A 450-nucleotide genomic window follows, 5' to 3' on the forward strand; every position below is an offset into this window, starting at 1 on the left:
GCGCTGAAGCGTTGCAGCAGGCACTGGAAAGCCAGTGGGGCAAGAAAGTCCGGCTGGCGTGGCGGGTGCGCAGTGATCGTGCCGCCTGGATCACCATGGCGCAAACCAACGCCCAGCAGTCCATGGCGGCCGAACTGGCGGCACGCGAACACATGGAGGCTCGCTTTCTGGCCCTGGAAACGCTGCTGGAAAGCAGCGATCCGGTGCGGCGTATTGAGTGTTTCGATATTAGCCATACACAAGGCGAGAAAGCCGTGGCGTCCTGCGTGGTGTTTGACCAGCAAGGGGCACGCAAGCAGGAGTATCGCCACTTTAATGTGAACCCGGCGGCTGGCGGGGATGATTACGAAGCCCTGGAAGAAGCGATTCGGCGCCGCTATCAGCGCGTGCTGAAAGAGCAGGGCCGGTTGCCGGATCTTCTGCTTATCGACGGCGGCAAGGGGCAAATGC

The 450-nt window shown here is 61.6% G+C and carries 1 pseudogene; it reads left to right on the forward strand.

The features are described from left to right. Positions 1–450 (forward strand): annotated as a pseudogene (uvrC, locus tag A3730_RS00330) (excinuclease ABC subunit C); the annotation flags it as partial.

This window comes from Alcanivorax sp. HI0044 (assembly GCF_001634945.1).